Genomic DNA, 23026 nt, shown 5'->3' with positions numbered 1-23026 from the left:
GACCGCCAGTAGAGCGCGAGCAGGATGCCTCCGGATACCCGGGGCGAATTGCTCGCGCTTTTTTGTGCTCAGGAATCCGGAAGTTCCACTGAGGTCACTACGGAATAGGGCGCCAGTTCCCGCAGGATCTCGTCCAGTGACAGCAGCTGCCAACAGGGGCGCGCCCCGGGGGCAACGCGCGCACTGTGAATGAGCTTGCGTGCCATGGCAGCGGCGGGCGCTGCGGGAATCCACGGGCCATCGCCGTTGAGTCCAAGAATCTGCCAGCGCGCCTGGGCGCGGCGGCCGTCTAATTCTCCGCTGACTTCAATGAGCATGCCGCCGTGATTGCTGCCCCCGGGCCAGCGCGCGGCCAGCCAATGTCCGAGGCGTGCGAAGTGGGGCAATGGGTCGGGCAGAAATGTCGGTCGGCGAATGCGTGCGAGGCGCGCGCACAAGGCCAGTCCCCACTGCAGCGGGCGGGGTTGTACTCCGGTGCCGAAGTGCAGGTTTTTTATCCCGGGCATGTGTTCTGGCGCAAGCTTCAGGTCGGGCACATCGAAGTTGCACACCAGGCGCTTGCCCACCGGGTGACCCAGTGTGACTTTCCGCAAGTCGTCACCGGCATAGCTTGCCACCGGCTGACCGTCGCGGGTCAGCGTCAGTGTTTTCCCCAATGACTCAAACCCGGCACGCACCGTTGCGAGGCCGCGACTGATGCGGTGCGCGGGGGCAATGCTGATGTCGACGTCCTCGATGTGTGTGAATGATGCACTGAGGACCTTGAGTACCGCGGAGCTCAGGGCGGGCAGGCTGCTCGCGCCGCTGATGACGGAAGCCCCGGACTTGATGGCTCTCTGGTCCAGAGTTGCGATGTTGCCCACAAACTCGGTTGCGTCCGCAATGTCCAGGTAGTGGATGCCGTTTGCGATACAGGCTTCCGGTACATGGTAACCCTGTTGCTGGAAGGGGCCCGCGCAATGAATTAGCAGGTCGAGATTCAGGGCCTTGAGCTGGGCGGCAAGATTCACAGAGTGGTGGTCGAGGCGCAGACCTTCGAAGGTGCAGGCGGGCGAATCGCCGTCGGCAGGCTGCTGTTGCAGGCGATCGGCGAGAAGTGTGGCTTTGAAGCGATCGTGTCCGGCGAGAATGATGTGGAGGCCAGGCTCGTCGCTGAGCATTTCAGCAATGCGGCTGCCGAAGGTGCCGTAGCCGCCAAGAATCAGTACTCGCTTGCGCAACATGTTTAAAGGTGACAACTGGCAGACTCCTGATCCCTGGCGCGTAATACTCGTGAAGCGCTAGTCTGCCGTGGGCCAGTGGATCAGTTCAAGCCCCTTGTGGCCCGGCTCCCCTGCGTCGTCGGCGCGTATGCACCACCCCAGTTCGCCCCAGTCACCGAGCACAAGCCGCTCCGCCGCCTGGTCATCAATGGTCAGGGCGTGGCGGGCGGGGCGATGCGTGTGGCCGTGAATCAGGGTGCGTACCTGGTGGTCACGCATCACCTTGTGCACTTCCTCCGGCGTTACATCCATGATGTCTTCCGCCTTGCTGCTGTTCATGGACTTGGAGACCGATCGGATCTGGGCGGCGATCTGACGGCGCTCTGCCAGAGGCTTGGCCAGCAGTGCCTGTTGCCATTGCGGATTGCGCGCCTGCTGGCGGAAGGCCATGTACTCCTGGTCTCGGGTGCACAGGCTGTCACCGTGCATCAGGAGCACCGGGTGGCCGGCGAGGGTGACCAGACTGGGGTCCGGCAGGAGGGTGGCACCGCATCGCAGGGCGTATTCCTCACCCAGCAGGAAATCCCGGTTGCCGTGCATCAGGAATACGTCGGTGCCAGCTTCGCTATAGCGCTTGAGGCGGAGAGCGACTTCTTCCGCGAGCGGTGCGTCATCGTCGTCGCCGATCCAGACCTCGAAGAAGTCGCCGAGAATATAGAGCGCTTCCGCTCCGGCGGCGGGCCCTTCAAGAAACTGGTAAAAGGCCCGGGTAATTTCCGGGCGGGATGCGTCCAGGTGCAGGTCTGAAATCAGGTAGGTTGCCACTGGTCTACTCCGCCCGTTTGCCGCCAAAGCCGTCGTTGGCTGGTTTACTTGTCTGCGTAAGCGTCAGAAATGGTAACGCGGGTGATTTCGATGGTTTCCGTAGGCACGTCCTGGTGGAAGCCATTGCTGCCGGTGGCCACTTCCTTGATCTTGTTCACCACGTCCATGCCGTCAACCACTTTGCCAAACACGCAGTAACCCCAGCCCTGGGCATCCTTGGCGCGGAAGTTCAGGAAGTCGTTGTCGTTCACATTGATGAAAAACTGAGCAGTTGCCGAGTGCGGATCCATGGTGCGTGCCATGGCCAGGGTGCCGGTATCGTTTTTCAGGCCGTTGTCCGCTTCGTTCTCGATGGCGTCGCGGGTGGGCTTCTGGTCCATGTTCGGGGTCATGCCGCCGCCCTGGATCATGAAGTTGTTGATCACGCGGTGGAAGATCGTGCCGGTGTAGAAGTCGTCACGGCAGTACTGGAGGAAGTTGGCGGCGGTCTTCGGCGCCTTGTCAAAGTCCAGTTCGATAGCAATGTCGCCGTGAGTGGTGTGCAGAGTGATCATAAAGAGTCCTGTCCGGGGTCGGTTTGGGGCGGCATGATACTCTGTTCACAGATCCACGCAAACTGCCATTGGAGCCCACAAGGGCCCAATGAAAACCCATGCGGTGGCGGCCATCTGCGTTATACTGCGCGGCTTAGTTTGTGTAGCTGTAACCATAGAGAAAGCCATGACATCCGAGAGCAAGCCCGCTCACTTTTTACAGAACATCATCCGTGAAGACCTGGCCGCCGGCCGGGTCAGCCAGCTGAGCACCCGTTTCCCCCCGGAACCGAACGGGTACCTGCATATCGGCCACGCCAAATCGATCTGTCTAAATTTTGGCCTGGCGAAGGAGTTTGGTGGTCAATGCAACCTGCGCTTCGACGATACCAACCCGGCCAAAGAGGAAGAGGAATACGTAGACGCGATCAAGCGCGACGTATCGTGGCTCGGTTTCGAATGGGCCGGCGATGTAAAGTACACCTCGGACTATTTCGATCAGCTGCACCAGTGGGCCATCCACCTCATCAAGGAGGGCAAGGCCTACGTTTGTGATCTTTCCCCGGAACAGGCCCGCGAATATCGTGGCACACTGAAGGAGCCAGGCAAGAACAGCCCCTTCCGCGATCGCTCGGTAGAGGAAAACCTGGATCTGTTCGCGCGCATGGCCGCCGGCGAGTTCGATGAGGGAAGCTGCAGCTTGCGGGCAAAGATCGACATGGCGGCGCCGAACATCAACCTGCGCGACCCGATCATCTACCGCATCAAGAAGATGGCGCACCACCAGACCGGTGATAAATGGTGTGTCTACCCGAGCTATGACTTCGCCCACGGCCAGTCGGACGCGATCGAGGGTATCAGCCACTCTATCTGCACCCTGGAGTTCGAAGACCACAAGCCACTGTACGACTGGTTTATCGAAAACCTGCCGGTGCCTGCACGCCCGCGCCAGTACGAGTTTGCCCGGCTGCACCTGAATTACACTGTGGTGTCCAAGCGCAAGCTCAAGCAGCTGGTGGACGAAGGTTTCGTCGACGGTTGGGACGACCCGCGCATGCCGACCATCTCCGGTTTGCGCCGCCGCGGCGTAACGCCCGCGTCCATTCGCCAGTTTTGCGAAATGATCGGCGTCACCCGCTCCGACTCCACCGTGGATGTGGGCATGCTGGAATATGCCATCCGTGACGATCTGGATAAAAAGGCGCCGCGCGCCATGTGTGTGATGGAGCCGCTCAAGGTCACGCTCACCAATTACCCGGAAGATCAGCAGGAAATGCTGAGCGCCCCCGGTCACCCGGTGCGCGAAGACCTGCCGGCCCGTACGCTGCCGTTTGGAAAAACTCTGTATATCGAGCAGGAAGACTTCCGCGAGGAAGCCAACAAGAAATACAAGCGCCTGGTGCTGGGCAAAAAAGTCCGGCTGCGCAACGCCTACGTGATCCAGGCTGAGGAAGTGATCAAGAACGATGCCTGCGATGTTGTTGAAATCCTGTGCTCGGTTGATCTGGATACCCTCGGCAAGGATCCGGCGGATGGTGTCAAGCCGAAGGGCGTGATCCACTGGGTTTCCGCAGACAACCACGTCGATTGTGAAGTGCGTTTGTACGACCGGCTGTTTAACGAGGAATCGCCGGATGTGGGTGACAAAAATTTCCTGGAGTCCGTGAATCCGGACAACCTGAAAATTCTCACCGGCTGTAAGGCGGAAATCGGTCTTGCCCAGGCACAACCGGAGCAGGGTTACCAGTTCGAGCGCAACGGTTATTTTTGCCGCGACAGCAAATACGGCACCGCCGAGAAACCGGTCTTCAACCGCACCATTGGCCTGCGGGATTCCTGGGCAAAAGAGCAAAACAAGTAAGAAGTAATGGCTTTACATCTCCACAATACGTTCTCCGGCAAGAAGGAACTGTTTACACCGCTGCAGGAAAATCGCGTGCGCATGTACGTGTGTGGCCCGACTGTGTACAACCGCGTGCACATCGGCAACGCACGGCCGGCGGTGGTGTTCGATACCCTGTACCGGATTCTGAAAGCGGAATACAGCGATGTGGTCTACGCACGCAATATCACGGATATTGACGACAAGATCATGAATACCGCGCGGGAAAATGGCGAAGAGATTGGCGTACTGAGTGCGCGCTTTGCGCAAGCCTATTTCGAAGACATGCAGGCCCTGAACAACCTGCAGCCGGACATCACCCCCTACGCCACCGAGCACCTGCCAGAAATGATCGCCATGATCGAAAGGCTGGTGGAAAAGGGCAATGCCTATGCGGCGGAAGGGCACGTGCTGTTCGCGGTGCAGTCCATGGACGACTACGGCAAGCTTTCCAAGCGCTCCCTCGACGATATGCTTGCCGGTGCGCGGGTAGAAGTTGCTCCGTACAAGAAGTACGCCGGCGACTTTGTGCTGTGGAAGCCTTCCGCAGACGATGAACCGGGCTGGGAAAGCCCCTGGGGCCGCGGTCGCCCGGGCTGGCATCTGGAATGTTCGGCGATGATCAAGAAGCACCTCGGGGATACCATTGATATCCACGGTGGTGGCCGTGACCTGACCTTCCCGCACCATGAAAACGAGCGCGCCCAGAGCTGCTGCGCGAACGGGGTGGATTTTGTGCGTTACTGGATGCACAACGGCTACGTCAATATCGATGGCGAGAAGATGTCCAAGTCTTTGGGCAACTTCCGCATGGTCAACGATCTACTCCAGCAGTATCCCGGAGAGGTGCTGCGCTTTGCTCTGCTTTCCGCCCATTATCGTTCCGAATTGAATTTCAGCGCCGATCTGCTGGATCAAGCCTGGCGGACGCTGGACGGTCTTTACGGTGCGCTGCGCGAAACCCAGGACGTTGAGGCGGCGACCGCCGACCTGAACGACTCCGCGTTTATGGCCGCGCTGCACGATGACCTGAACACACCCATCGCCATCAGTGAGCTGCACCAGATGGCGCGTGAGCTGAACAAGGCCGCCGACGCGGATAAACCTGCACTGAAAGGACAGTTGCTCGCGGCGGCCGCGATGCTGGGAATCCTCCAGTTGGATGCGGACGCCTGGTTCAAGCAGTCCCGCAGTGGTGACGATGTGATCAGTGAGGGCGATATCGAGGCCCTGATTGCAGAGCGCCAACAGAGCAAGAAAGACAAAAATTTCGCGCGCGCCGATGAAATCCGTGAGGAACTCAAGGCTCAGGGCGTCGTACTGGAAGACAGTCGCGAAGGTACCAAGTGGCGCAGGGAGTAATAGCCCTGCGTGGCACTGCATGGCGCCCGTAGCAACCGAAAAAAATGAAAATCAGAGAGTCGTCGACCATGAAACAATACCTGACCATCATCACCGCTATTCTCGCTGTCATCACCTTGACCGCCTGCGAACCCAAGCGTGGCTCTGAGGCCTGGTGCAAGAAGATGGACAAAACCCCCAAAGGGGAGTGGAGCTTCAACGATGCCGGTGACTACACCAAGTTCTGTGTCCTGAACCAGAAGCCGGACGACCAGTAAGTAACCGACGCCACGGAAGCCTGCCCGTTGTTTTTTGCAGATTCCTACCAGCATTTCTTCCGTCCGCTCACCGGTAAGTATCGGGAGCAGGTGGTGGAGTGCCTGCGCCTGTTGTATGAGCGCCTGTATACGACCAAGGCCGACTACGGCGAATCGCTGACCCGCGAGCAGATACTGGAGATCTTTGCCGAAGCGCTTACCCGCGCCCCGCAACTGGACAGTGATGGCAGTGCGGAGCCGGAGGGCCGCTTTCGCGGATTGCGCGAGCAGTCCGTGTGGGTGCTGAATAGCCTGGTGGAGTTCGGCTGGCTGGAGAAGCTGGTCGACAGCGCCACACTTTCTGTTTCCTATCCCTTTAGTCGCCGTGGCCGATTGTTCACGCAGCCCCTGGTTGAGCTCAACAGTACCCGGGTGCGCACCCGCCACCGCAATACCCGCAATACCCTCAATGCACTGGAAGCTTTCGCCAGCCGTGGCGAAGTCTACGACCTGATCGATGCCTGGGAGTACTCCGAGCGCATCGTTGCCGACTTCACCGACATGATTGCGGAGCTGGAAGAGCGCAAGCGGGAAATGGTGCGGGAAGTAGAAGCGCAGATCCTGGTGCAGCAGGCGACCGATGAATTCTTTTCCTTTATGGAGAGCCGGTTTCAGCCGGACCTGGCCATCCGCCTTTCCGCAGACAGTGTTGAAAAGCACCGGGACAGAATCGGCCGTGTGATCGCGCAGATTCGGCGCAAGGATAATGACAAGAAGGCGGAATGGGAGCGCCGGCTACGCCAGCAATTGCCGGAGCTTTATATCGAAGGGCAGTCCGTACTCTGGCTGATGCTGGATACCATTGAAGACCGGATGCGCCGCGCCTGCGAGGTAAAGCTGCCCGCGCTGCGTCAGGCTCTGCAGGGTTTTACCAAGCGCGCAGAGATCATCATTCGTCAGCTCAGCTATTTGCAAAGCGGTACCGAAGGCGCGTTTACTGATTTGTGCCAGGATCTGGGAAGCGCGCCTAACCGCGATCAAATGCTGTCGCAGCTGGGCGATCAGCTGGCAGCCTTCCAGTTGCGGTTGTACGACCCCAAGCAAACACAACTCTGGCAGCGCAACCGTCGTCAGCCGGTGAATACCCTGGTCGCCGATGAGGCGCCGATTGATGAACACAGTCAGCGGGACATCCTGTTGCAGCAGTTGCTGGATCAGGCGTTCAATTTTAATAGTAGCGACCTGCGCAATTACCTTTCCGCCGCACTGGGTCGCGGGCAGCGAGTAAACAGCCGCGATCTCCCGCTCAAGGATGCGCGTGATCTGCTGGCTATGAGCCATGCGCTGGAGGCTGCGGCCGTATCCCAGGACGGCAGCGGCCCGTTTATGGAGGTGCACTTTACCGGCGAAGTGGCCAGTAACGATTACTTTCAGCAATTTGATGAATACACCCTTGAATTGAAACCCGAGTTGAAGAACCGTGATTGAACAAGCGTTGGAAGAGGCTCTGGCTCAGTGCAAATTGACTCGTAGTGAATTCTCCGAGTTGTTGGTGCGATTGCTGGATTATGGTGTTATCTGCCGCGATGAAAGCAATATTGAAACGGTGTTGTACGACCGCTTTCAGCGCTGCGAACCGCTCATTCGTGAGTGGGTCTCGCCCCTCGGCCTGCGCCTTCAGCACGACAGGCGCTTTCAGTTCATTCGGGTGTATCCGCCGGGTGCGGAAGTGCCGGGCATGCCGGATCAGGAGGAACCGCATCACGGCGGTTTCCGCGCGCGTCTTTCCCAGCAGGAAGTCGCGGCAATTCTGGTGTTACGGGTGGAATACGATAAATCCCTGCGGGAGGGTCAGGTCGATGACCAGGGATGTGTGGCGCTCACACTGGAAGCACTCGAACTCGGCCTGCGCAACCTGTTGAATATGTCCTTGCCGGACAAGCTCGCCGAGCGCAAGCAACTACTCAAGAAGTTGCGCCAGCTGCGCCTGATCCAATTCAGTGGCGAAGAGAGTGAAGCAGTGGTCGAGACGCTGCTGCGGGTGCGTCCGACGATTGCACAGTTTGTCAGTGAAGCGGCCCTGGCGCAGTTGCTCGAGGGTGGAGCCGAAGTTCCGGCAGTGGACACCGAGATAAAAGCTGAGGCACGGCTCACTCCAAGTAGTGAGGACCAGAGCCTGTTCGCTGAATCCCAAGAATAATCTTTAACGTCGAGTATTCGAAACGCATGTTTCTGAAAAAACTTATCCTGATCAATTGGGGCAATATCCCCCAGCTGGAATACGAATTCGGGCCGATCAACCTGTTTTCTGGCGGTAATGGATCCGGAAAGACGACGGCTGCTGATGCTATCCAGACGCTGATGACAGCGGCACACGATACCCTGTTTACCTTCAATCCCGGGCAGGATGAAACTACGCAGCGGGGGCGAGGAGGCAAGCAGGTACGCACATTGGCTTCCTATGTGCTCGGTTGTGATGACGGCAGCTATGCACGCCTGCAGCCAACAGACTGCTACATCGTGGGGAATTTCTATCCCACCGACGGTGAAGACGGCGAGCCTTTTACGGCCATCATGGGTATCCGTGCCCATCTCGATACCAGCACCAAACCGGCCCAGGCCCGTCAGGACAGCCTCAAGTTTTTTGTCATCCCCGGCGAGCAGCTGGCGATGAACGATTTCATCAAGGAATACAAAGACGGTAAACACCTGCTGCCGCTGGACAAGTTCTACAGCGTGGTGAGCAAGCAGTTTGAGCGCGTGGAGCAGTACGACAAGAAAAAGGCCTATTTGCGCAGACTCTACGGCGCACTGCGTGGTCGCAAGGATGCGGTGCCCGACCGCGAAGCGACCCATGCAGCGCGCACTTTCGCCAACTTTATGGCGTACAAGCCGGTAAAGAGCATCAACGATTTTGTCGCGCAGGAAGTGCTGGAAAAGCGCGACCTTGGCGAGGCGATACGTTCCGTTTCCGAGCTGATGAAAACCATCCATGGTATGGAACTGGAGGCGCGGGAAATTGTTGAGCGGGTGGGTGCACTCCAGCGGATCGCTGAGTCAGCGGACCTGTACACGGAGCAGTGGCTGCAGTTGCGCGTGCAGGAATACCTGCAGGCCAAACACCAGCAGCTGCGTGTGCAGAAAACCTATCTGGAAGGTAAAAATCGCCAGAAGGAAACGCGCGCTGAGCTGGAAAGCACCGTTTTGGAAATCCAGCAATCGGAGAGCCGCACCCGTCACCTGAGCGAGCAGCTGGTGACCATTCAAGCGCAGCGCCAGGGGATTTCCGCTCTGCGCACGAAAGACGACCTGGATCAGAAGATCGCTGCCGCCAACCGTGCGCTGTCGTCACTGGCCGCGCCGCTCGCAACGCAACAGCAGCTGTTTTCCGCGAATCACGCCGCCGCCGGTGAGCTGCTGTCCATTCTCAGCACCACTTCCGTTTCCCTGGAAATCCCGGCGTTCAGTGACGGTGGGCTGGTGAAGTCGCTGAAAGCGGTAGGGCGGGGCGAGCCCTTGCCGCCACTGGATGGCTTGCTGGCCAAGGACTGGATTGACCTTGCGGCCCAGGAGTCCCTGCGCGAGCAGGTGGCTTCGGCAGAGGCGCTGCAGAATCGCCTTGTTCGCCAGATGACCGAGTCCGAGCCCGGCGAGGTTACCCTACGAGATCAGGTGAATGATCTTGTGTCCCGCGGTGAGCTCAAAGTTCAGCAGCTGCAAAAGCAGCTGCACGCGCAAGAATCCCGAATCCATCACTTGCAGTCCAACCGTGTTCGCTATCCACAGTACGTGGAGCAGGCGTTGTCGGCGATCCGTGAGCAGTGCCCGCAGGCCGAGCCGCAGGTACTGTGTGACTTTGTGGAAGTGCTGGACGAGCGCTGGCAGATGGCGGTGGAAGGGTATCTGGGCGGGGCACGCTTTTCGATTATCGTGGAACCGGATTGCGAAGCCGAGGCGATTGCCATCGTGCGGGCCATACCCGGACGGAGCAACCGGGCGCGGGTCATCCAGGGCGATAAGGCCCGACGCGACGCGGAGCGCATGGAGGCTCCGCAGAAGTCCATCGTCGAGCTGATGACGTTCAACCACAAAACCGCGGAGTATTACCTGCGCGCCTCCTACGGTTCAGTCGTGCAAGTGGGCGATGCACAGGCACTGCGCGGCACCCGCCGGGGGTTGACGCCGGAGGGGCTGGCCAGTGGCAACTACAGCATGTGGCGCTGCGATATCGACGATAGTGAACTGGTGTTCGGCCAGGGCGCCCGGGCGCGCGCGCTGGCAGCGCAGGAGCGCGCGTTACAGCAGTTGCTGAAGGAGGCGGGCCAGTTGCACACGCAGCAACAGCAGCTTCGTAAGCTTGCGCAGGCGGTGCGCAGCCTGTCGCCGCTGAAACTGCTGGAATCCGTGGACGCGGCGCTCGATGCACAACGTCAGGGGCGCAATGCGGAGCAGGCATTAGCCAATCTCGATCTCGACGACGGGCTGGAGCTGGAGCAGCAGGCCAATGCGCTGCGCGAGAAGCTCGAACAAGAGCGTCAGCAAGGCGCAGGCCTGCAAAAACTGGCGGGCAAGCTGGAGTCCAATCTCGACAATATCGCCAAGCAGTTGCTGGCGCTGTCGACGCAACTGGACCAGCTGGACGATGCGCTGACAGACAGCGAGGCCGCGGTGCAGCGTATTGCACAGATCACTCCGGATTTTGATGCAGAGTCTGTACTGCAACAGGCGGATGAGCAGGCCGAGCGCGCGGAGGATGGCTTTGATTTCGCCCAGGATGTAGCGGAGTGGAACGGGCGACTGCAGAAATACAGCCATCAGCTCCTTAAAGGCGTGATGGATTACAACAGCAGCTGCAGCACCGGGGACACCCTCTCTTTCGATCCGGATTTTGCCGGTGGTCACAGCGAAGCGCAGTTCAAGCTGGTTTGCCAGCTGGACGAGCAGGTCACCGCTTTGCGCAATCGCCTCAAGAACAATCTGCTGGTCGACCGCCATGAGCAGCTTCAGGGGCTAAAGAAGTCGTTCAACACCACTTTTGTTGCCCATCTTTGCCACGCCATTTACCAGTCGATCAACGATGGCAAGCGGGTGCTGGACGACCTGAACAAGGAACTCGAGCATCATCGCTTTGGTGCCGACCGCGAGCGGTTCCGCTTCGATTATCGCTGGGTGCCAGAGTTCAAGGAGTACTGGAACTTCTTCAAAGCGGTTATCGAGCTGCCCAACCTCGGTGAAGAGCAGAGCCTGTTCGACGCCGATCTGCAGCCCAAGCACCAGCAGGTGCGCGACAAACTGCTGAATATGCTGCTCAGTGAAGATGAGCAGCTTGCCCGCCGCGAACTCGATCGCATCAGTGACTACCGTAATTATCGCAATTACGAGATTTACAAGGAGCCTCAGGGCAAGGAGCCCATCGCACTTAGCCAGTACGGTACGGGCTCCGGTGGCCAGCTGGAAACGCCGGCTTATATTATCCGCTCGGCGGCGGTAACCTCGGCGTTCCGGTTTAACGACGGCAACAGTCACCTGAAGATGGTGCTGGTGGATGAAGCCTTTTCAAAAATGGACGAATCCCGTTCGCGCGAGGTGATCCGTTACCTGACGGAAACCCTCGGGCTGCAGTTGCTGTTCATTATGCCCAGCAGTAAATCCGGCCCGTTCATGGACCTGATTTCCAACCAGTTTGTGTTCAGCAAATGTCCCAGCCCAAAACCGGTGGGTGAACTGAATACGCGGGTGTATGTAGACCGGAAAATCTGCAACCAGGAAAAAATCGCGAAACTCTGGGCCAATCACCGCCGCACCATTCGTCAGCAGGCGAGCCTGGAGTTCATGGACATGCTCGAAGAACCGGTCACTACCTGAACTTGCGTTCTACAGGCCAGTTCACGGAATATAGAGCCAATTACGGTATATTTGTCGTTTAACAGTGTATTTCACGCTTGAGCAGGGGAGGCTTGGATGCGTCAATTTTCGATTCTGTTGGTATTCGCGGTGGCTTTTGGTGGCGCTGCGGTGTTGTATGAACAGGAAAGCCGCAAGGTAAAAGGGGTGTTGTCCCAGATCACGGACCTGCAAGCCAAGGTCGGTGATATGCAGGCCGAGATCAATCGCCTGAATGCCGAGTTGGAGGCCGTCAAGCTGGCGGAGCGTCGTCGCCCCAACCTTAACGGTATTGCCAGTCAGGTGCTGAAAAACGAACCAATTGCACCGGTCTCCAAGCCGGCACCAACCCGGTCAGAGCGCCGTGGCCTGGTTGTCGGTGACGTCACCTCAGCGGCCCCTGCGATTCGCGGGCGCGGTGAGTCGGCGGAGGATGGCGAGTGGGCCAAGCCCACGGTGGATGCGGAGGCCTATGAGGCGCAGTCCGCGGATAGCGACGCGGCGGTGAACGATCCGTACCAGTAAGTATTTCGGTTGACGGCTCCGTCGAGTGTATTTCTTGAAGCCCGCTACTTAGCGGGCTTCTGGTTTTCAGATAGTGAAAAGGCACCAATTGCATGAATGTGACCACATTTTACGAGTCCCTGTGCGGCCAGCTTTCCGGGCTGCTCAGCGGCGAGCGCGACTGGCTGGCGAATACCGCAAACGCCAGCGCGCTGTTGTTTCTGGAGCTGGAAAATATTAATTGGGCCGGGTTCTATTTCCTCCATGGTGACGAGCTCCGTCTGGGCCCGTTTCAGGGCAAGCCCGCCTGCACGCGGATTCCTGTGGGGGCTGGCGTTTGTGGCACCGCGGTGAAAACCGGCCAGCCCCAGCTGGTGGAGGATGTGCATCAGTTTCCGGGACACATCGCGTGTGATGCGGTTTCTGCTTCCGAGGTGGTTGTGCCGCTGTATCACGGCGACCGGTGTATCGGTGTGCTGGATATTGATAGCCCACAGGTGGCCCGGTTTACCGAGCAGGATCTCGCCGGTGTAGAAGCGTTTGCGAAGACACTATTGTCGCTCTCTGACTTGCCGTAAGTCCTTGTGGTAACGGATCGGGCGCTTTCTTGCAGGAGCAGACATGGCACTGGTGTGGAGCAAACAAGCCGGCGATAGCCTCTACGAAGTGCGCAGTCATGGGGCAACGATTCGCCTTTACACCAACGGCGTATTCCACTCCCAGTGGAATGCCAGGGATCCGCTCAAGGGCTCCTTCTGGGAGCTTTTGTTTTTGCCGGTATTTTTCCGGCCGGCAGAACGGGTGCGGCGGGTCCTGATCCTCGGTGTCGGAGGCGGCGCCTTGATTCGCCTGCTACAGCGTTTCGTTGAACCCGAGCAGATCGTGGGCGTGGATATTGACCGGCATCATCTTACGGTGGCCCGCCGCTATTTCGGGGTGCGCGGTGCCGAGCTGGTGTGTGCGGATGCCCGGGAGTATGTTGCACAGGCCGCGGAAAGCGATTTTGCGGGGCAGTTTGACCTTATTGTCGATGATCTGTTTGGGCACACCGCGGGTGTTGCCGAGCGTGCGATCAGTGCCGATCCCGAGTGGTGTCGATCTCTGCTTGCGCTGTTGTCACCAGGTGGATTGGTGGTCAGTAATTTTGGCAGTCGACAGGAACTGGCGGAGAGCGGCTGGCGCAGTGCGCGTCTGCGGGGGCAGCTTCAGGGGGCCTGGCGCGCCGAGCTCCCAGGGTATGAGAACAGCATCGGAATTTTCAGTCGCGATAAGCTGCAGCGGAAGGCGCTTGCTGCCCAAGCTCCGCTGGCAATCAACCCCGCGAACCCCTCACGCCGGCTCTGTGCCCGCTTAACCCGCCTGCGCTAACCGTTCGACCGCTGGGCCATAATCCAGTTGGCGTGTTATTGGTCCTTGATCCTATACTCAATTGAGGCAGTTATTTTCCCGGGATCATTCGATGCGGTACAAGACCTTGGAAGATGTTATCCAGGAAGGAAGGGAGTTTCACCAGAAGCTCAGCCGGCAGTATGAAGAGTTCGAGCTCTTGTCTGTGGATGCTCGGGCCAGACTGCTGCTCGATCAGCTGAAACGGCGGGAAGTTTCCATGACCCATACGCTGGAAAACTTCCGTGAAGATATCGGCGAAGGCGCCTTGCACACCTGGGTGCAGTTTGCGCCGGAAGGTCGGGAGCCGCAGTTATTGCAACGGCTGAGGAATACGGACATCAGCGATGTGGACGCCCTCGGCAAGGTGGCGATGGACATCGAAATGTACCTCGCCGACCAGTATCGGGATTTGCTGATGATTGCAGATACGCCCTCTGCCCGGCATGCGCTGGAGCGGTTGCTGGAGCTAGAGCAGCTGGAAGAGCACACGCTGTCGATCAATCTGTTTAATCTGCGGGATTGCTGAGCGGTAACGCTGGGCGGTGGATCGTCTCGTGGTTGCTTCTGGCTATTTTATAAGCCGGTAAATGCAAAATCCTTTTGTCTTTTCCAGCAGCTGCGCCTGCTGAAACAACCCCTGCGCCTTTTTTCCCAGCGGAATAAATTCGTTTACCACGAAGAGTGCGGTGCGACCTGCGCGCAGGATGCGTGCGGCCTGGGTCAGGAACAGATCGGTGAGATCGCCTTCCACCTGGAACCCCTGATGAAAAGGCGGATTGCAGATCAGGATATCCGCACTGCTGCCCTCGATCTCGGAACCGGCATCGCCCGCCACTACTCGGCCAGTTATTCCTCGCTCGAGAAAATTCCTTTCACAGGCTAAAAGGGCCGCGGCATTGTTGTCGGTCGCTTCAATAAACAGGCGGGTGCTGTTGCCGAGCAGACCGGCCAGCTGGCTGCTGAGGTAGCCGTAGCCACAGCCCAGATCGACCGCGCGAACCTCTTTTGTCTCCGTGACAAAGTCCCCGAAGTGCCGGGCCAGCAGTGCGCTGCCGGTATCGACCTTGTTCCAGCCAAATAGCCCGGGTTTGGAGTAGAGGCCAGCAAGTGCCTCCGGTTGCCGAAGTTGCGGGTAGTCGCTGTCATCCAGCGGCACCCCCTCGGCTGTGCCAGTGCTTCGGGTAATGCTGAGGTAGTCGTTGCCGTGTTTCTGTAGCTGTTTTTCGACACCAAAGCGCTGCGCGGCCTTTTGCGCATAGGTTTTGATCCCGCTGGACTTGTTGCCCAGCAGAAGCAGCTCACCCTGATTGCGCAGCGCAGTCGGTGCCTGATTGATGACGTGGTGAACGGCCGCTTTTTCCTTGGAAACCGGGTAGATGATGCGGGAGTACTGTGACCCTGCGACAGAAAGGTCAAAATCACAGAAATGGGCGCGGATGCCCTGGGCGAGGGCCTTGTGGGTGATATCCCAGCGATTGCTGAGGAGATGGCCGGTGAAGTTCAGGCCCGCTTGCAGTAAGGGTTTGCTGTTTTCGTCGGCAACCCAGAGGGTATCGCTGTCGCTGCTCGACAGTATTTGTGAAAGCAGGGTCTGCATGGGTGGTGAACTCTCAGCGTGTCTCGGCGGTAACGCTGGCGATCTCGTCCGCCGTCAGTGGGCGATAGTCACCTTCGGGCAGGTCATCGTCCAGATCGATGTTGCCGATGCGCTCCCTGTGCAGTTCCAGCACCCGATTGTCCAGCGCAGCGAACATCCGCTTTACCTGGTGGTAGCGGCCCTCACTGATCGTGATACGCACTTCATTGCGGTAGAGAATTTCCAGCTTGGCGGGCTTGGTGCGCTTTTTTTCGTTGTTGAGCCAGATACCCTTGGCGAACTTGTCGATGGCGCTGTCGTCGATCGGCTCGGCGAGATGCGCATAATAGGTTTTGTCGCAGTGGTGGCGCGGTGAGGTAATTCGGTGCGACCACTGGCCGTCATCCGTCACCAGTACCAGCCCGGTGGTATCGATATCCAGCCGACCGGCGATATGCAGTTTGTTTGCATTTGGCTCATCCAGCAGATCAAGCACCGTGGGATGCTCGCCGTCTTTTGTGGCACACACATAACCCAGTGGCTTGTTGACCATAAAGTAGCGAGGGCCCGATTCACCGAGCAGCTCTCCATCCAGGCAGAGCTCGTCGGATTCGTGGACTTTGCTGGCAGGATCGGTCACCGCCACGCCATTGACGGTGATCCGTTCCTGCTTGGCCGCTCGCTTTACTTCGGCCCGCGACAGGTCGGTGACCTGGCTGATGGCCTTGTCCAGACGTTGCGGTTTGCGATCAGCCAAGTTTCTTCTCGCCGGAGTCTACGGACTGATAGATCAGGGTATTGATGGTCATCGGACCCACGCCGCCCGGCACCGGGGTGTAGGCAGCTGCGCGCTCTTTGAGTGGCTCGAGCTCGATGTCACCAACACCGCCCGGGTGGTAACCCGCATCGACTACAATGGCGCCATCCTTGATCCAGTCCGCCTTGATGAACTCCGGTCGGCCGACAGCGCCGACAACGATATCCGCGCGCTTAATGTGTTCGGCCAGTTCCTGGGTGCGAGAGTGGCAGATGGTCACCGTGGCATTGGCGTTCAGTAGCATGGCCGCCATGGGCTTGCCGAGAATCGGGCTGCGCCCAACTACCACGGCGTGCTTGCCGGACAGCTCGATGTTGTAGGATTCCAGCAGGCGCATGATGCCCTTGGGTGTTGCGCACCCGTAGGCTTCTTCGCCCATTGCCATGCGGCCGAAGCCGAGGCAGGTCACACCGTCGACATCCTTCTCCAGGGCGATTGCGTCGAAGCAGGCGCGCTCGTCGATCTGCTCGGGTACCGGGTGCTGCAGCAGAATGCCGTGCACGTTGGGGTTGTTGTTGAGTTCTTCGATCTTGGCCAGCAGCTCTTCGGTGGTGGTGGAAGAGGGCAGCTCAACCTGCAGGGAATCCATGCCAATCCGGCGGCAGGCATTGCCCTTCATCTTTACATAGGTTGCCGAGGCCGGGTCGTCTCCAACCAGAATGGTGGCGAGGATCGGGGTCTGGCCGTTGCTCTTTTGTTTCATGGCGGCAACGCGGGCAGACAGTTCTTCTTCGGTTTTCTGGGCAAGGGCCTTGCCATCCAGAACCAGTGCAGACATAGAGATATCTCAACCTGAACAGGGAGCGCAGCGCGGTGGGCGGGCGGCGCTCGTGATAGTTGGAGTAAGTAGCTTAATTTAGGCGCGGCATTTTCGCACAAGCGGCGAACATTTTCCCTATTCAGTCACTCTTTCCCTCGCAGTTTGTTCTGCGCCGGGCTGCTGCCTGGGGGCCGGACGCCCCGAGAGTTGGCTAAACGCTAAACTACTTTAAAAAAGAATGGCTTAGCAGCGTTGACACCCCCGGGGGGCGCAAGTAATATGCGCGCTCTCGAACGGGGGCTACCCCCGCGAAAGAACATCGGGGCATAGCGCAGTCTGGTAGCGCGCCTGCTTTGGGAGCAGGATGTCGGGGGTTCGAATCCCTCTGCCCCGACCAGATACCGGGTTTTCTTGCGCCCGTAGCTCAGCTGGATAGAGCATCCGCCTTCTAAGCGGATGGTCGCAGGTTCGAGTCCTGCCGGGCGTGCCATATTCTTTATGGTGGCTGAGTGCTCGACGGACCTGTCACAGTCCGGAGTGAGCTTAAAGTCGCAGGACTTTCCCACCCGTCAGCCATGGCTGATGGGCGTCAAAATCGCCGCAGAGCGTTGCTTTGCAAGCAGTGATTTTGACTCTGCCGGGTCTTCTGTAAGGCAGGCAGTTTTGTTGTGTTGCCACAAGGCACAACGTAAAACTCTACTATGGTGGCCGTAGCTCAGTCGGTAGAGCACAGGATTGTGGCTCCTGAGGTCGCGGGTTCGATCCCCGTCGGCCACCCCATATAAAACCCTTGTAAATCAAGGTCTTAGAAACCCCGCCTAGTGCGGGGTTTTTTCGTTTCTGCCTCTAGTGGGGTAATTCAGAGGGGTAATTCTGGCCTCAATCGATTTTGCCGGGTTTCCTGACGATGTTTTTGGCGCTACCTTCGTTGCCTGAATTAACGGGAATGGAGGCCTCTATTTGACCACTGTGAATATTGAAGATGTGAATCCCCTACGGAGAAACCTGATAGTCATTTGCCTGATTATTCTGGTTTATGTGCTCGGTGGCGGCAGTTTTGAGGCTGTGGGTGGCGTGGAAGCGCGGCTGGGGCTGGTGGGGGTAGCTATTGAGAGGCCCTATGTCATCAAGCTCGCGGCACTGTTCGTGTTTGTATGGAGTTGGTACCGATATCTTGTCTTCGATAAGACAAAGACCCATTGGGACCATGTGGTCGCGCATATCCGTCAATCGTTGCGGGAAGGCGCTGGGAAGCCGATGCTGGATAGAGCGATAGCTCGGGTCCACGGGAGACACATCTCAAGTGCTGGGAGCTGGGGTGCGGTGCCGGGCAGTTTAGTGATAACGCCAGGTAGAGGCGGATTTTTTGCGGCGCTCATCGACCCCTGGGAAATAAAGAATACGCCGCTGCACGTGAGCGGGAAGCATATCAATGGAGCGAATGAGTTTTCACTGGGGTGGAGGGAATACTTGGGCCGTATCAGGTTCCTTGTGCAGGCGATGTACTACACAGAGTACTTACCCAGCGTTGCACTGCCGTATGCCCTGGCATTCTCGACATTATTGGCAGTACTCAGTCCACTTTATGCGTATGCCTACTCCCAATTCGGGGCTCCTGTGACCGTCGGTGTAAATGCACTGTTCTTGGCGGGACTTTATTGGCGAGAGTGTTTTGGGGTGTTGGTTTCTTGGTGGCGTAGAAGGCCCGCCATTTTAAAAGCGCGCCCCGTTACTTAACTGGGGCGCGGCGTGGTCGTTCTAGACTGGTGACCCGATCCGGGGTCCGGTTGTACCGCTCGGCCATCGACCGGGTCTTGTGACCGGTAAACTGCTGCACGTCGCCGTCGAAGTCTGAGGCGGCTTTGATCTTCAGGTCGTGGAAGCGGAAGCGCTCCTGGATGGCTTCGGCCTCGAGGGCGGCGCGCTGTTCCCGCTGCCAGATGGCGTTGAAGCCGGTGCGGGTATAGGCGCGGCCGGTGCGGCTGCGTAGGATGTGCGCGCTCTGGATCTTGGCGTGGGTGTTGGTGGCCAGTGCCAGGTCCACGGCTTCCCTGAGGCGCGGGGTCCACAGCTTGAGCTGCTTCTTGCCAGTCTTCTGTTGGTACACCAGCAGCCCGTCTTCCTGGATGTCTGCGCGGGTGAGGGCGATTACGTCCTGGTGGCGCGCGGCGCACAGGTAGGCGATTTCCATGGCGCACTGGTGCACGGTGTGGCCGCGGCGTCCTAGCCAGTGCCAGAAGGCCTCATATTCCCAATCTTCCACATAGCGACCGCCGGGTTCCTCTTTGAACGGGCGCACGGCGTCGGTGGGATCCTCGATCGATACAAAGCCCCGGGCCTTGCCCCACTTCATGATGATGCCGAGAAAGGTGCGCTCGCGGTTGGCGGCGGTGGGGTACTGGCTGCCGCGGGCGTCCATGTACATCTGCACCAGCGGGCTGGTGATGGCGTCTGGCGACATCTCGCCGAAGCTCACCCGGATCTGCTTGCTGTAGCGGTCATAATCCTGCTGGGTGCTGGGCTTCAGGTGCTTGGTGTACTGAGGGCTGCTGAAGTAGTTGTCGATCAGGTCGGCGACGGTGAAGGTCTTCTGTACCTGGTCGGCCTGCCAGCTCTCGTAGGCGCTCCAGACTTCCGATTTGCTGGCGTCGTGCGCGGCGAGGTGGCAGGTGCCATGGCCCCGGCGTTTGACGCGGTATCCCCCTTTGTAGCGCTCCACATAGGGAGGCATCCAGGCGTTTTCTGGATTGCGTTGTCTGCCCATTGTTATTTTCTGTGTCCGTTAGCTGGCTATCGGTAGCTTGAACCCCGAAGGCAGGGTACTGCTGTTGGCGGCAGGCGTCGAGCTGATGCGGGCCAGCGCTGCCTGGTTGACCATGTCCCACGTCAGCGACAGCTGACCGTCTTTGCGGCGCACGTAGGGGATGCGGTTGGCATCCAGCACCTGCTTCTGCGCCTCGGGTTGGCTTGTGCCGGTGAGGCGCGAGAGCTCTGTTTTGGTGAGTAGCTGGCTCATACGGGGCTCTTCTGTCCGGGTTCCAGGTGCCACGGGATGGTGGTGTGGCAGTGGGTGCAGTACTTGATCTGCTGGGTGCGGATCAGCACCAGGTGCGGGTTGCCGCAGTCCCAGCATTGCTTGGTGTTCTGGCGCCAGACGGCGCGCTGATTTGGTGTTGGTGCCTTGCTCATGGTCGGGGCTCTCAAAACAGCTGTGCTTGTGCCGGTTGCTCATCTTGGCTGGCGGTGGCGATGTGCTTGTACGCCTCGAATCCGCCATGGTCGAGGTCGGCATCGGGTTTGAGCTCGCAGTAATCCAGCTGGGTCCAGGTGATTCCGGGTTGCTTTTCCGCGCGTACCGCCAGTGCGTCTTGATGGGCTTCTTGGCGATTGGCTCCCCAGCCCCAGACGCATTTCTGTGTGTGGTCAACGGCGGCGATCATGCGGCGTGCCCCAGCTTCCAGCTTGGCGCCGCTGGTGGCGGTACCAGCGATGCGCAAGCGTCAAAGCTGTTCTTCTGTCCAAATACGTAATAGTTCACCTTGAATCCAACCAGGCGCGCCCGTTCCCGGGAGCTGGCGCGTACGATCCGTGTGGCGAGGTAATTGCCGCGCTTGTCGGAAATGGTCACGCTGTACTGCCGCGGTTCGTGCTCGCGGGGCAGTGCGTCAATTTTTGCTTGCAGCTGTTCTTCTGTGAGCTTTGCCATCACGCGGCCTCCTTCATCGGTATTTCTGCCACAGCCATATTCGCCCGCACCAACGCCTCGGCCAGCGGCGGGCATACGGAGTTGCCGCACTTGGCCACCTGCTGGGTTTTGGTGATGGCCTGCCCGGTACCGTCGCGATCAATGATGTAGTCGGCGGGGAAGCCCTGGGCTTTGAACAGTTCGTGCGGCTCCAGCATGCGCATGCCGATATCGACGATCTGGTAGGGCTCGCCTTTCACCATCACGAGGCCCATGCGCGCCTTGGTGGGGATGGTGTGCATCGGTTCGTTCAACGGCTGCCACTGGCCGCCTTCGCTGTAGTACTTCATCAGGAATGCGCGCACCTGTTCACCTCGGCCGGTACCGGCGTTTCGGCTCAGGTGTGCGGTGACAACCTGGTTCTGGGTGCCGCGGGTGGTGATGGTCGGGTAGGGCGTATCGATACCCACACCAGTGACGCCGCCGAAGTGCTTGGCGAGAAATGCCGTGACCAGTGCGAAGTGCCCGCCCTTGATGCTGGCCACCTGCGTGCGCAGAGGCTCGGCGGCGCTCCAGGAGCGCGGGTTGGATCCGTTGGCGTGCTCGGTCAGGAACTGCGCCTGCTGGCTGACGATGTACGGCTCCGGGTTATCGATCACAAAGCGCTGGATGCCGCGGGCAATGCGACGCTGGGTGTTCTCCGCCAGCGGGCGTTTGCGCTCGAAGATGCTGGGGCAGGGGATGCTCCAGTCGATGATGTCTGCCGCGGTGCGGTACGGCTGCAGGCCGGGGCCGTGGGTGGGCTCGGGCCATGCTATGGGCTGGCCGTCGCAGCGGGCGATAAGGAACAGGCGCTTGCGGATGGTGGGTGCACCGAAGTCGCAGGCGCGCAGCTCGCGGGTTTCCACCTGGTAACCCTGGCGGCGGATGGCGTTCAGGAAAGAATTGAAGGTGTTTCCGCGGCGCTTTTTGCAGGGCATGTAATCGCCTTCGCCATTGCGCACCACCGGGCCCCATGTCTTGAACTCTTCCACGTTCTCCAAAATCACCACGCGCGGGCGCACGGTGCCGATCCAGCGCAGCACTACCCATGCAAGACCGCGCACTCTGGGCGATACCGGGGTGCCGCCTTTGGCCTTGGAAAAGTGCCGGCAGTCCGGTGAGAACCAGGCGAGGCCAACCGGGCGGCCCTGGCAGGCTTCGCGCGGATCCACCTCCCACACGCTTTCGCAGTAGTGGCGCGTCTGCGGGTGGTTGACGGTGTGCATGGCGATAGCCTGCGCGTCGTGGTTAATGGCGATATCGACCGGCCGGCCCAGTGCGGCCTCGATGCCGGTACTGGCACCGCCGCCACCGGCGAAGCTGTCGACGATGAGCTCACCGAAGTTGAAGCCGATCTGGGGTGGGGTGCGGTATTGCATGTTCACTGCTCCACCTGCTTCGGCTTATGCCTCCGGTATTCCGCGCATGTTGGAACTTCACCAAGTTGTTGTGCTGGAATTACCTTGGAGCACGTCCATTCCGAATTTTTAAGCTCGATGTGGTTCGGCTCGGATATCCAGCTGCCAAAGCTCCAAAGCGCAGTCGCTGCACCGAGAACTGCCATAATTACCAGCGCTAACAGCGGGCCGCCTAAATTGAGGTTGTACATTACGCTGCCTTTTCCTGTTCGATATGCCGGTTAATGATCCAGTTCTCGAGGTATTGCTCTGCCCGGTCATAGAATGTGTTGTCGTCCTGGTTCTGCTTCAGCCGCTTGGTGGGCAGGATTTCTGCAATCCAGCCGAAGTCGACGATCAGTCGTTGGTTCACGCGGCCTTTGGCTTTGTCCAGCATGGGTTGTACATCCGGGCCGGTGTCGTCGATGCGGATTCCTCTGGCCATTACCAGGTCGTGGATCGTGTCGTAGTTGCCGTGGATGTCTTTGATGATCACCACGACGGTGATCAGCCAGTTGTGCGGGGTATCGACAATCCAGCGGTTGGCGTCTACCCGGGAGAGCATGACCTTCGCAGAGGGGCCGCAGTCGATCTTCACATCTGCGGTGCCGTCTTCCTTGAGTCCGTTGCTTTCCATCGACACCAGGCGCAGGCCGGTGAGGCAGGAGCGGATGACTTTGTCCGATGGCTTTCTCATCCCTCCTGCACCTCCCTGGGCTGCGTGCCGCGCAGGCGGATCCGCTCGGCATGGCGCTGCCAGATAGGGTGGCGCGGGTCGTTGGCAGTGTACTTGTTCAGCGGCTGCGCTTCGCGGCGGTGGGCGCGTTCGCAGGCCAGGTGCACTGCATGGATATCGCCGGCGGTGACTTCCGCTGGTGGCGGTATCAGGTGGCTGATGGCGCGGGTTAGGGCTGTGTAGGTGCGGTGGATCAT

Annotated in this window: 26 protein-coding genes and 3 tRNA genes; 14 read left to right on the top strand and 15 right to left on the bottom strand. The window is 59.2% G+C overall.

From position 1 onward, the window contains the following. Nucleotides 1-68: 68 nt before the first annotated feature. Genes JF535_RS13500 through JF535_RS13490 form a run of 3 tightly spaced genes read right to left on the bottom strand, consistent with a single transcriptional unit; the run spans nt 69 to nt 2581 of the window. The gene (locus JF535_RS13500) at nt 69-1238 is read right to left on the bottom strand and encodes a saccharopine dehydrogenase NADP-binding domain-containing protein (RefSeq protein ID WP_207003015.1); all 1170 of its coding nucleotides are present in this window, start codon (nt 1236-1238) and stop codon (nt 69-71) included. Nucleotides 1239-1280: 42 nt separating this feature from the next. After that, entirely contained in the window at nt 1281-2027 is a 747-nt protein-coding gene (locus JF535_RS13495) for a UDP-2,3-diacylglucosamine diphosphatase (RefSeq protein WP_207003013.1), read from the bottom strand. A gap of 44 nt (nt 2028-2071) precedes the next feature. Then, complete coding sequence (locus JF535_RS13490) at nt 2072-2581, bottom strand: peptidylprolyl isomerase (protein WP_207003011.1); 510 nt, start codon at nt 2579-2581, stop codon at nt 2072-2074. A gap of 166 nt (nt 2582-2747) precedes the next feature. Here JF535_RS13490 and JF535_RS13485 point away from each other — a divergent pair, with 166 nt between their 5' ends. The 10 genes from JF535_RS13485 to JF535_RS13440 all read left to right on the top strand — a co-directional run bounded on the left by JF535_RS13485 (nt 2748) and on the right by JF535_RS13440 (nt 14342). Next, complete coding sequence (locus JF535_RS13485; RefSeq protein WP_207003009.1) at nt 2748-4421, top strand: glutamine--tRNA ligase/YqeY domain fusion protein; 1674 nt, start codon at nt 2748-2750, stop codon at nt 4419-4421. A 6-nt stretch (nt 4422-4427) separates the two neighbouring features. Beyond that, nucleotides 4428-5804, top strand: coding sequence for a cysteine--tRNA ligase (cysS, locus tag JF535_RS13480; protein WP_207003007.1), 1377 nt, complete (start codon nt 4428-4430; stop codon nt 5802-5804). Between the two features lie 68 nt (nt 5805-5872). Then, the gene (locus tag JF535_RS13475; RefSeq protein WP_207003004.1) at nt 5873-6061 is read left to right on the top strand and encodes a DUF3012 domain-containing protein; all 189 of its coding nucleotides are present in this window, start codon (nt 5873-5875) and stop codon (nt 6059-6061) included. 27 nt (nt 6062-6088) lie between these two features. Further along, complete coding sequence (locus JF535_RS13470; protein WP_207003003.1) at nt 6089-7528, top strand: Wadjet anti-phage system protein JetA family protein; 1440 nt, start codon at nt 6089-6091, stop codon at nt 7526-7528. Beyond that, nucleotides 7521-8240 (top strand): DUF4194 domain-containing protein, encoded by a 720-nt coding sequence (locus JF535_RS13465; RefSeq protein ID WP_207003001.1) that lies wholly within the window; start codon nt 7521-7523, stop codon nt 8238-8240. Before JF535_RS13470 ends, JF535_RS13465 begins: the two co-directional genes overlap by 8 nt. Nucleotides 8241-8266: 26 nt before the next feature. Continuing rightward, nucleotides 8267-11905: an ATP-binding protein gene (locus tag JF535_RS13460; protein ID WP_207002999.1), complete on the top strand. Its 3639-nt coding sequence runs from the start codon at nt 8267-8269 to the stop codon at nt 11903-11905. Between the two features lie 96 nt (nt 11906-12001). Further along, nucleotides 12002-12448: a hypothetical protein gene (locus JF535_RS13455; protein WP_207002997.1), complete on the top strand. Its 447-nt coding sequence runs from the start codon at nt 12002-12004 to the stop codon at nt 12446-12448. Nucleotides 12449-12540: 92 nt separating this feature from the next. Beyond that, a complete protein-coding gene (locus tag JF535_RS13450) occupies nt 12541-13005 on the top strand; it encodes a GAF domain-containing protein (RefSeq protein WP_207002995.1) in 465 nt (154 codons plus the stop codon). Between the two features lie 43 nt (nt 13006-13048). Further along, nucleotides 13049-13795, top strand: a complete 747-nt coding sequence (locus JF535_RS13445) for a spermidine synthase (protein ID WP_207002992.1) — start codon at nt 13049-13051, stop codon at nt 13793-13795. Nucleotides 13796-13886: 91 nt separating this feature from the next. Continuing rightward, nucleotides 13887-14342, top strand: a complete 456-nt coding sequence (locus JF535_RS13440; protein ID WP_066963948.1) for a hypothetical protein — start codon at nt 13887-13889, stop codon at nt 14340-14342. Between the two features lie 42 nt (nt 14343-14384). Here the strand turns inward: JF535_RS13440 and JF535_RS13435 are convergent, their stop codons facing one another. From JF535_RS13435 to folD, 3 genes are read right to left on the bottom strand one after another with little or no spacing between them, the layout of a single operon-like run. Next, nucleotides 14385-15413, bottom strand: coding sequence for a class I SAM-dependent methyltransferase (locus JF535_RS13435; protein ID WP_207002990.1), 1029 nt, complete (start codon nt 15411-15413; stop codon nt 14385-14387). Nucleotides 15414-15426: 13 nt separating this feature from the next. Next, nucleotides 15427-16149, bottom strand: coding sequence for a 16S rRNA pseudouridine(516) synthase RsuA (rsuA, locus tag JF535_RS13430; protein ID WP_207002989.1), 723 nt, complete (start codon nt 16147-16149; stop codon nt 15427-15429). Then, nucleotides 16142-16987 carry a bifunctional methylenetetrahydrofolate dehydrogenase/methenyltetrahydrofolate cyclohydrolase FolD gene (folD, locus tag JF535_RS13425; protein WP_207002988.1) on the bottom strand — a complete coding sequence of 282 codons (846 nt, stop codon included), beginning with the start codon at nt 16985-16987 and terminating at the stop codon, nt 16142-16144. Before folD ends, rsuA begins: the two co-directional genes overlap by 8 nt. Before the next feature lie 302 nt (nt 16988-17289). Here folD and JF535_RS13420 point away from each other — a divergent pair. The 4 genes from JF535_RS13420 to JF535_RS13405 all read left to right on the top strand — a co-directional run bounded on the left by JF535_RS13420 (nt 17290) and on the right by JF535_RS13405 (nt 18706). Beyond that, nucleotides 17290-17366: transfer RNA gene (locus JF535_RS13420), tRNA-Pro, on the top strand. Between the two features lie 16 nt (nt 17367-17382). Further along, nucleotides 17383-17459: transfer RNA gene (locus JF535_RS13415), tRNA-Arg, on the top strand. 214 nt (nt 17460-17673) lie between these two features. Further along, nucleotides 17674-17749, top strand: a tRNA-His gene (locus JF535_RS13410). Nucleotides 17750-17929: 180 nt separating this feature from the next. Then, entirely contained in the window at nt 17930-18706 is a 777-nt protein-coding gene (locus JF535_RS13405; protein WP_207002987.1) for a hypothetical protein, read from the top strand. Here JF535_RS13405 and JF535_RS13400 read toward each other — a convergent pair. Genes JF535_RS13400 through JF535_RS13360 form a run of 9 tightly spaced genes read right to left on the bottom strand, consistent with a single transcriptional unit; the run spans nt 18699 to nt 23026 of the window. Beyond that, entirely contained in the window at nt 18699-19733 is a 1035-nt protein-coding gene (locus JF535_RS13400; RefSeq protein WP_207002983.1) for a tyrosine-type recombinase/integrase, read from the bottom strand. The two genes, JF535_RS13405 and JF535_RS13400, sit on opposite strands and share 8 nt — an antisense overlap. Before the next feature lie 18 nt (nt 19734-19751). Then, complete coding sequence (locus JF535_RS13395; protein ID WP_207002981.1) at nt 19752-19985, bottom strand: DUF4224 domain-containing protein; 234 nt, start codon at nt 19983-19985, stop codon at nt 19752-19754. Beyond that, nucleotides 19982-20158 carry a hypothetical protein gene (locus tag JF535_RS13390; protein WP_207002970.1) on the bottom strand — a complete coding sequence of 59 codons (177 nt, stop codon included), beginning with the start codon at nt 20156-20158 and terminating at the stop codon, nt 19982-19984. Before JF535_RS13390 ends, JF535_RS13395 begins: the two co-directional genes overlap by 4 nt. An 11-nt stretch (nt 20159-20169) precedes the next feature. Further along, nucleotides 20170-20409, bottom strand: coding sequence for a hypothetical protein (locus JF535_RS13385; protein WP_207002968.1), 240 nt, complete (start codon nt 20407-20409; stop codon nt 20170-20172). Continuing rightward, nucleotides 20406-20675, bottom strand: coding sequence for a DNA cytosine methyltransferase (locus tag JF535_RS13380; RefSeq protein WP_207002966.1), 270 nt, complete (start codon nt 20673-20675; stop codon nt 20406-20408). Before JF535_RS13380 ends, JF535_RS13385 begins: the two co-directional genes overlap by 4 nt. After that, nucleotides 20675-22075, bottom strand: coding sequence for a DNA cytosine methyltransferase (locus JF535_RS13375; RefSeq protein ID WP_207002964.1), 1401 nt, complete (start codon nt 22073-22075; stop codon nt 20675-20677). The genes JF535_RS13380 and JF535_RS13375 overlap by 1 nt, the downstream gene beginning before the upstream one ends. A 2-nt stretch (nt 22076-22077) precedes the next feature. After that, the gene (locus JF535_RS13370; RefSeq protein ID WP_207002963.1) at nt 22078-22305 is read right to left on the bottom strand and encodes a hypothetical protein; all 228 of its coding nucleotides are present in this window, start codon (nt 22303-22305) and stop codon (nt 22078-22080) included. Next, entirely contained in the window at nt 22305-22790 is a 486-nt protein-coding gene (locus tag JF535_RS13365) for a hypothetical protein (protein WP_207002961.1), read from the bottom strand. The genes JF535_RS13370 and JF535_RS13365 overlap by 1 nt, the downstream gene beginning before the upstream one ends. Continuing rightward, nucleotides 22787-23026: a hypothetical protein gene (locus JF535_RS13360; protein WP_207002959.1), complete on the bottom strand. Its 240-nt coding sequence runs from the start codon at nt 23024-23026 to the stop codon at nt 22787-22789. Before JF535_RS13360 ends, JF535_RS13365 begins: the two co-directional genes overlap by 4 nt.

Origin of the sequence: Microbulbifer salipaludis (assembly GCF_017303155.1) — a bacterium.
Classification (GTDB): Bacteria; Pseudomonadota; Gammaproteobacteria; order Pseudomonadales; family Cellvibrionaceae; genus Microbulbifer; species Microbulbifer salipaludis.
Note: the sequence above shows the minus strand (reverse complement) of the source record. Positions and strands in the feature narration are given on the sequence as shown.

Coding starts and splice junctions, on each gene's coding strand:
- JF535_RS13460 (WP_207002999.1), top strand. CDS start 8,267: ATGTTTCTGAAAAAACTTATCCTGATCAATTGGGGCAATATCCCCCAG.
- JF535_RS13435 (WP_207002990.1), bottom strand. CDS start 15,413: ATGCAGACCCTGCTTTCACAAATACTGTCGAGCAGCGACAGCGATACC.
- JF535_RS13485 (WP_207003009.1), top strand. CDS start 2,748: ATGACATCCGAGAGCAAGCCCGCTCACTTTTTACAGAACATCATCCGT.
- folD (WP_207002988.1), bottom strand. CDS start 16,987: ATGTCTGCACTGGTTCTGGATGGCAAGGCCCTTGCCCAGAAAACCGAA.
- JF535_RS13450 (WP_207002995.1), top strand. CDS start 12,541: ATGAATGTGACCACATTTTACGAGTCCCTGTGCGGCCAGCTTTCCGGG.
- cysS (WP_207003007.1), top strand. CDS start 4,428: ATGGCTTTACATCTCCACAATACGTTCTCCGGCAAGAAGGAACTGTTT.
- JF535_RS13440 (WP_066963948.1), top strand. CDS start 13,887: ATGCGGTACAAGACCTTGGAAGATGTTATCCAGGAAGGAAGGGAGTTT.
- JF535_RS13375 (WP_207002964.1), bottom strand. CDS start 22,075: ATGCAATACCGCACCCCACCCCAGATCGGCTTCAACTTCGGTGAGCTC.
- JF535_RS13490 (WP_207003011.1), bottom strand. CDS start 2,581: ATGATCACTCTGCACACCACTCACGGCGACATTGCTATCGAACTGGAC.
- JF535_RS13445 (WP_207002992.1), top strand. CDS start 13,049: ATGGCACTGGTGTGGAGCAAACAAGCCGGCGATAGCCTCTACGAAGTG.
- JF535_RS13385 (WP_207002968.1), bottom strand. CDS start 20,409: ATGATCGCCGCCGTTGACCACACACAGAAATGCGTCTGGGGCTGGGGA.
- JF535_RS13395 (WP_207002981.1), bottom strand. CDS start 19,985: ATGAGCCAGCTACTCACCAAAACAGAGCTCTCGCGCCTCACCGGCACA.
- JF535_RS13380 (WP_207002966.1), bottom strand. CDS start 20,675: ATGGCAAAGCTCACAGAAGAACAGCTGCAAGCAAAAATTGACGCACTG.
- JF535_RS13365 (WP_207002961.1), bottom strand. CDS start 22,790: ATGAGAAAGCCATCGGACAAAGTCATCCGCTCCTGCCTCACCGGCCTG.
- JF535_RS13400 (WP_207002983.1), bottom strand. CDS start 19,733: ATGGGCAGACAACGCAATCCAGAAAACGCCTGGATGCCTCCCTATGTG.
- JF535_RS13360 (WP_207002959.1), bottom strand. CDS start 23,026: ATGATCCACCGCACCTACACAGCCCTAACCCGCGCCATCAGCCACCTG.
- JF535_RS13475 (WP_207003004.1), top strand. CDS start 5,873: ATGAAACAATACCTGACCATCATCACCGCTATTCTCGCTGTCATCACC.
- JF535_RS13390 (WP_207002970.1), bottom strand. CDS start 20,158: ATGAGCAAGGCACCAACACCAAATCAGCGCGCCGTCTGGCGCCAGAAC.
- JF535_RS13370 (WP_207002963.1), bottom strand. CDS start 22,305: ATGTACAACCTCAATTTAGGCGGCCCGCTGTTAGCGCTGGTAATTATG.
- JF535_RS13455 (WP_207002997.1), top strand. CDS start 12,002: ATGCGTCAATTTTCGATTCTGTTGGTATTCGCGGTGGCTTTTGGTGGC.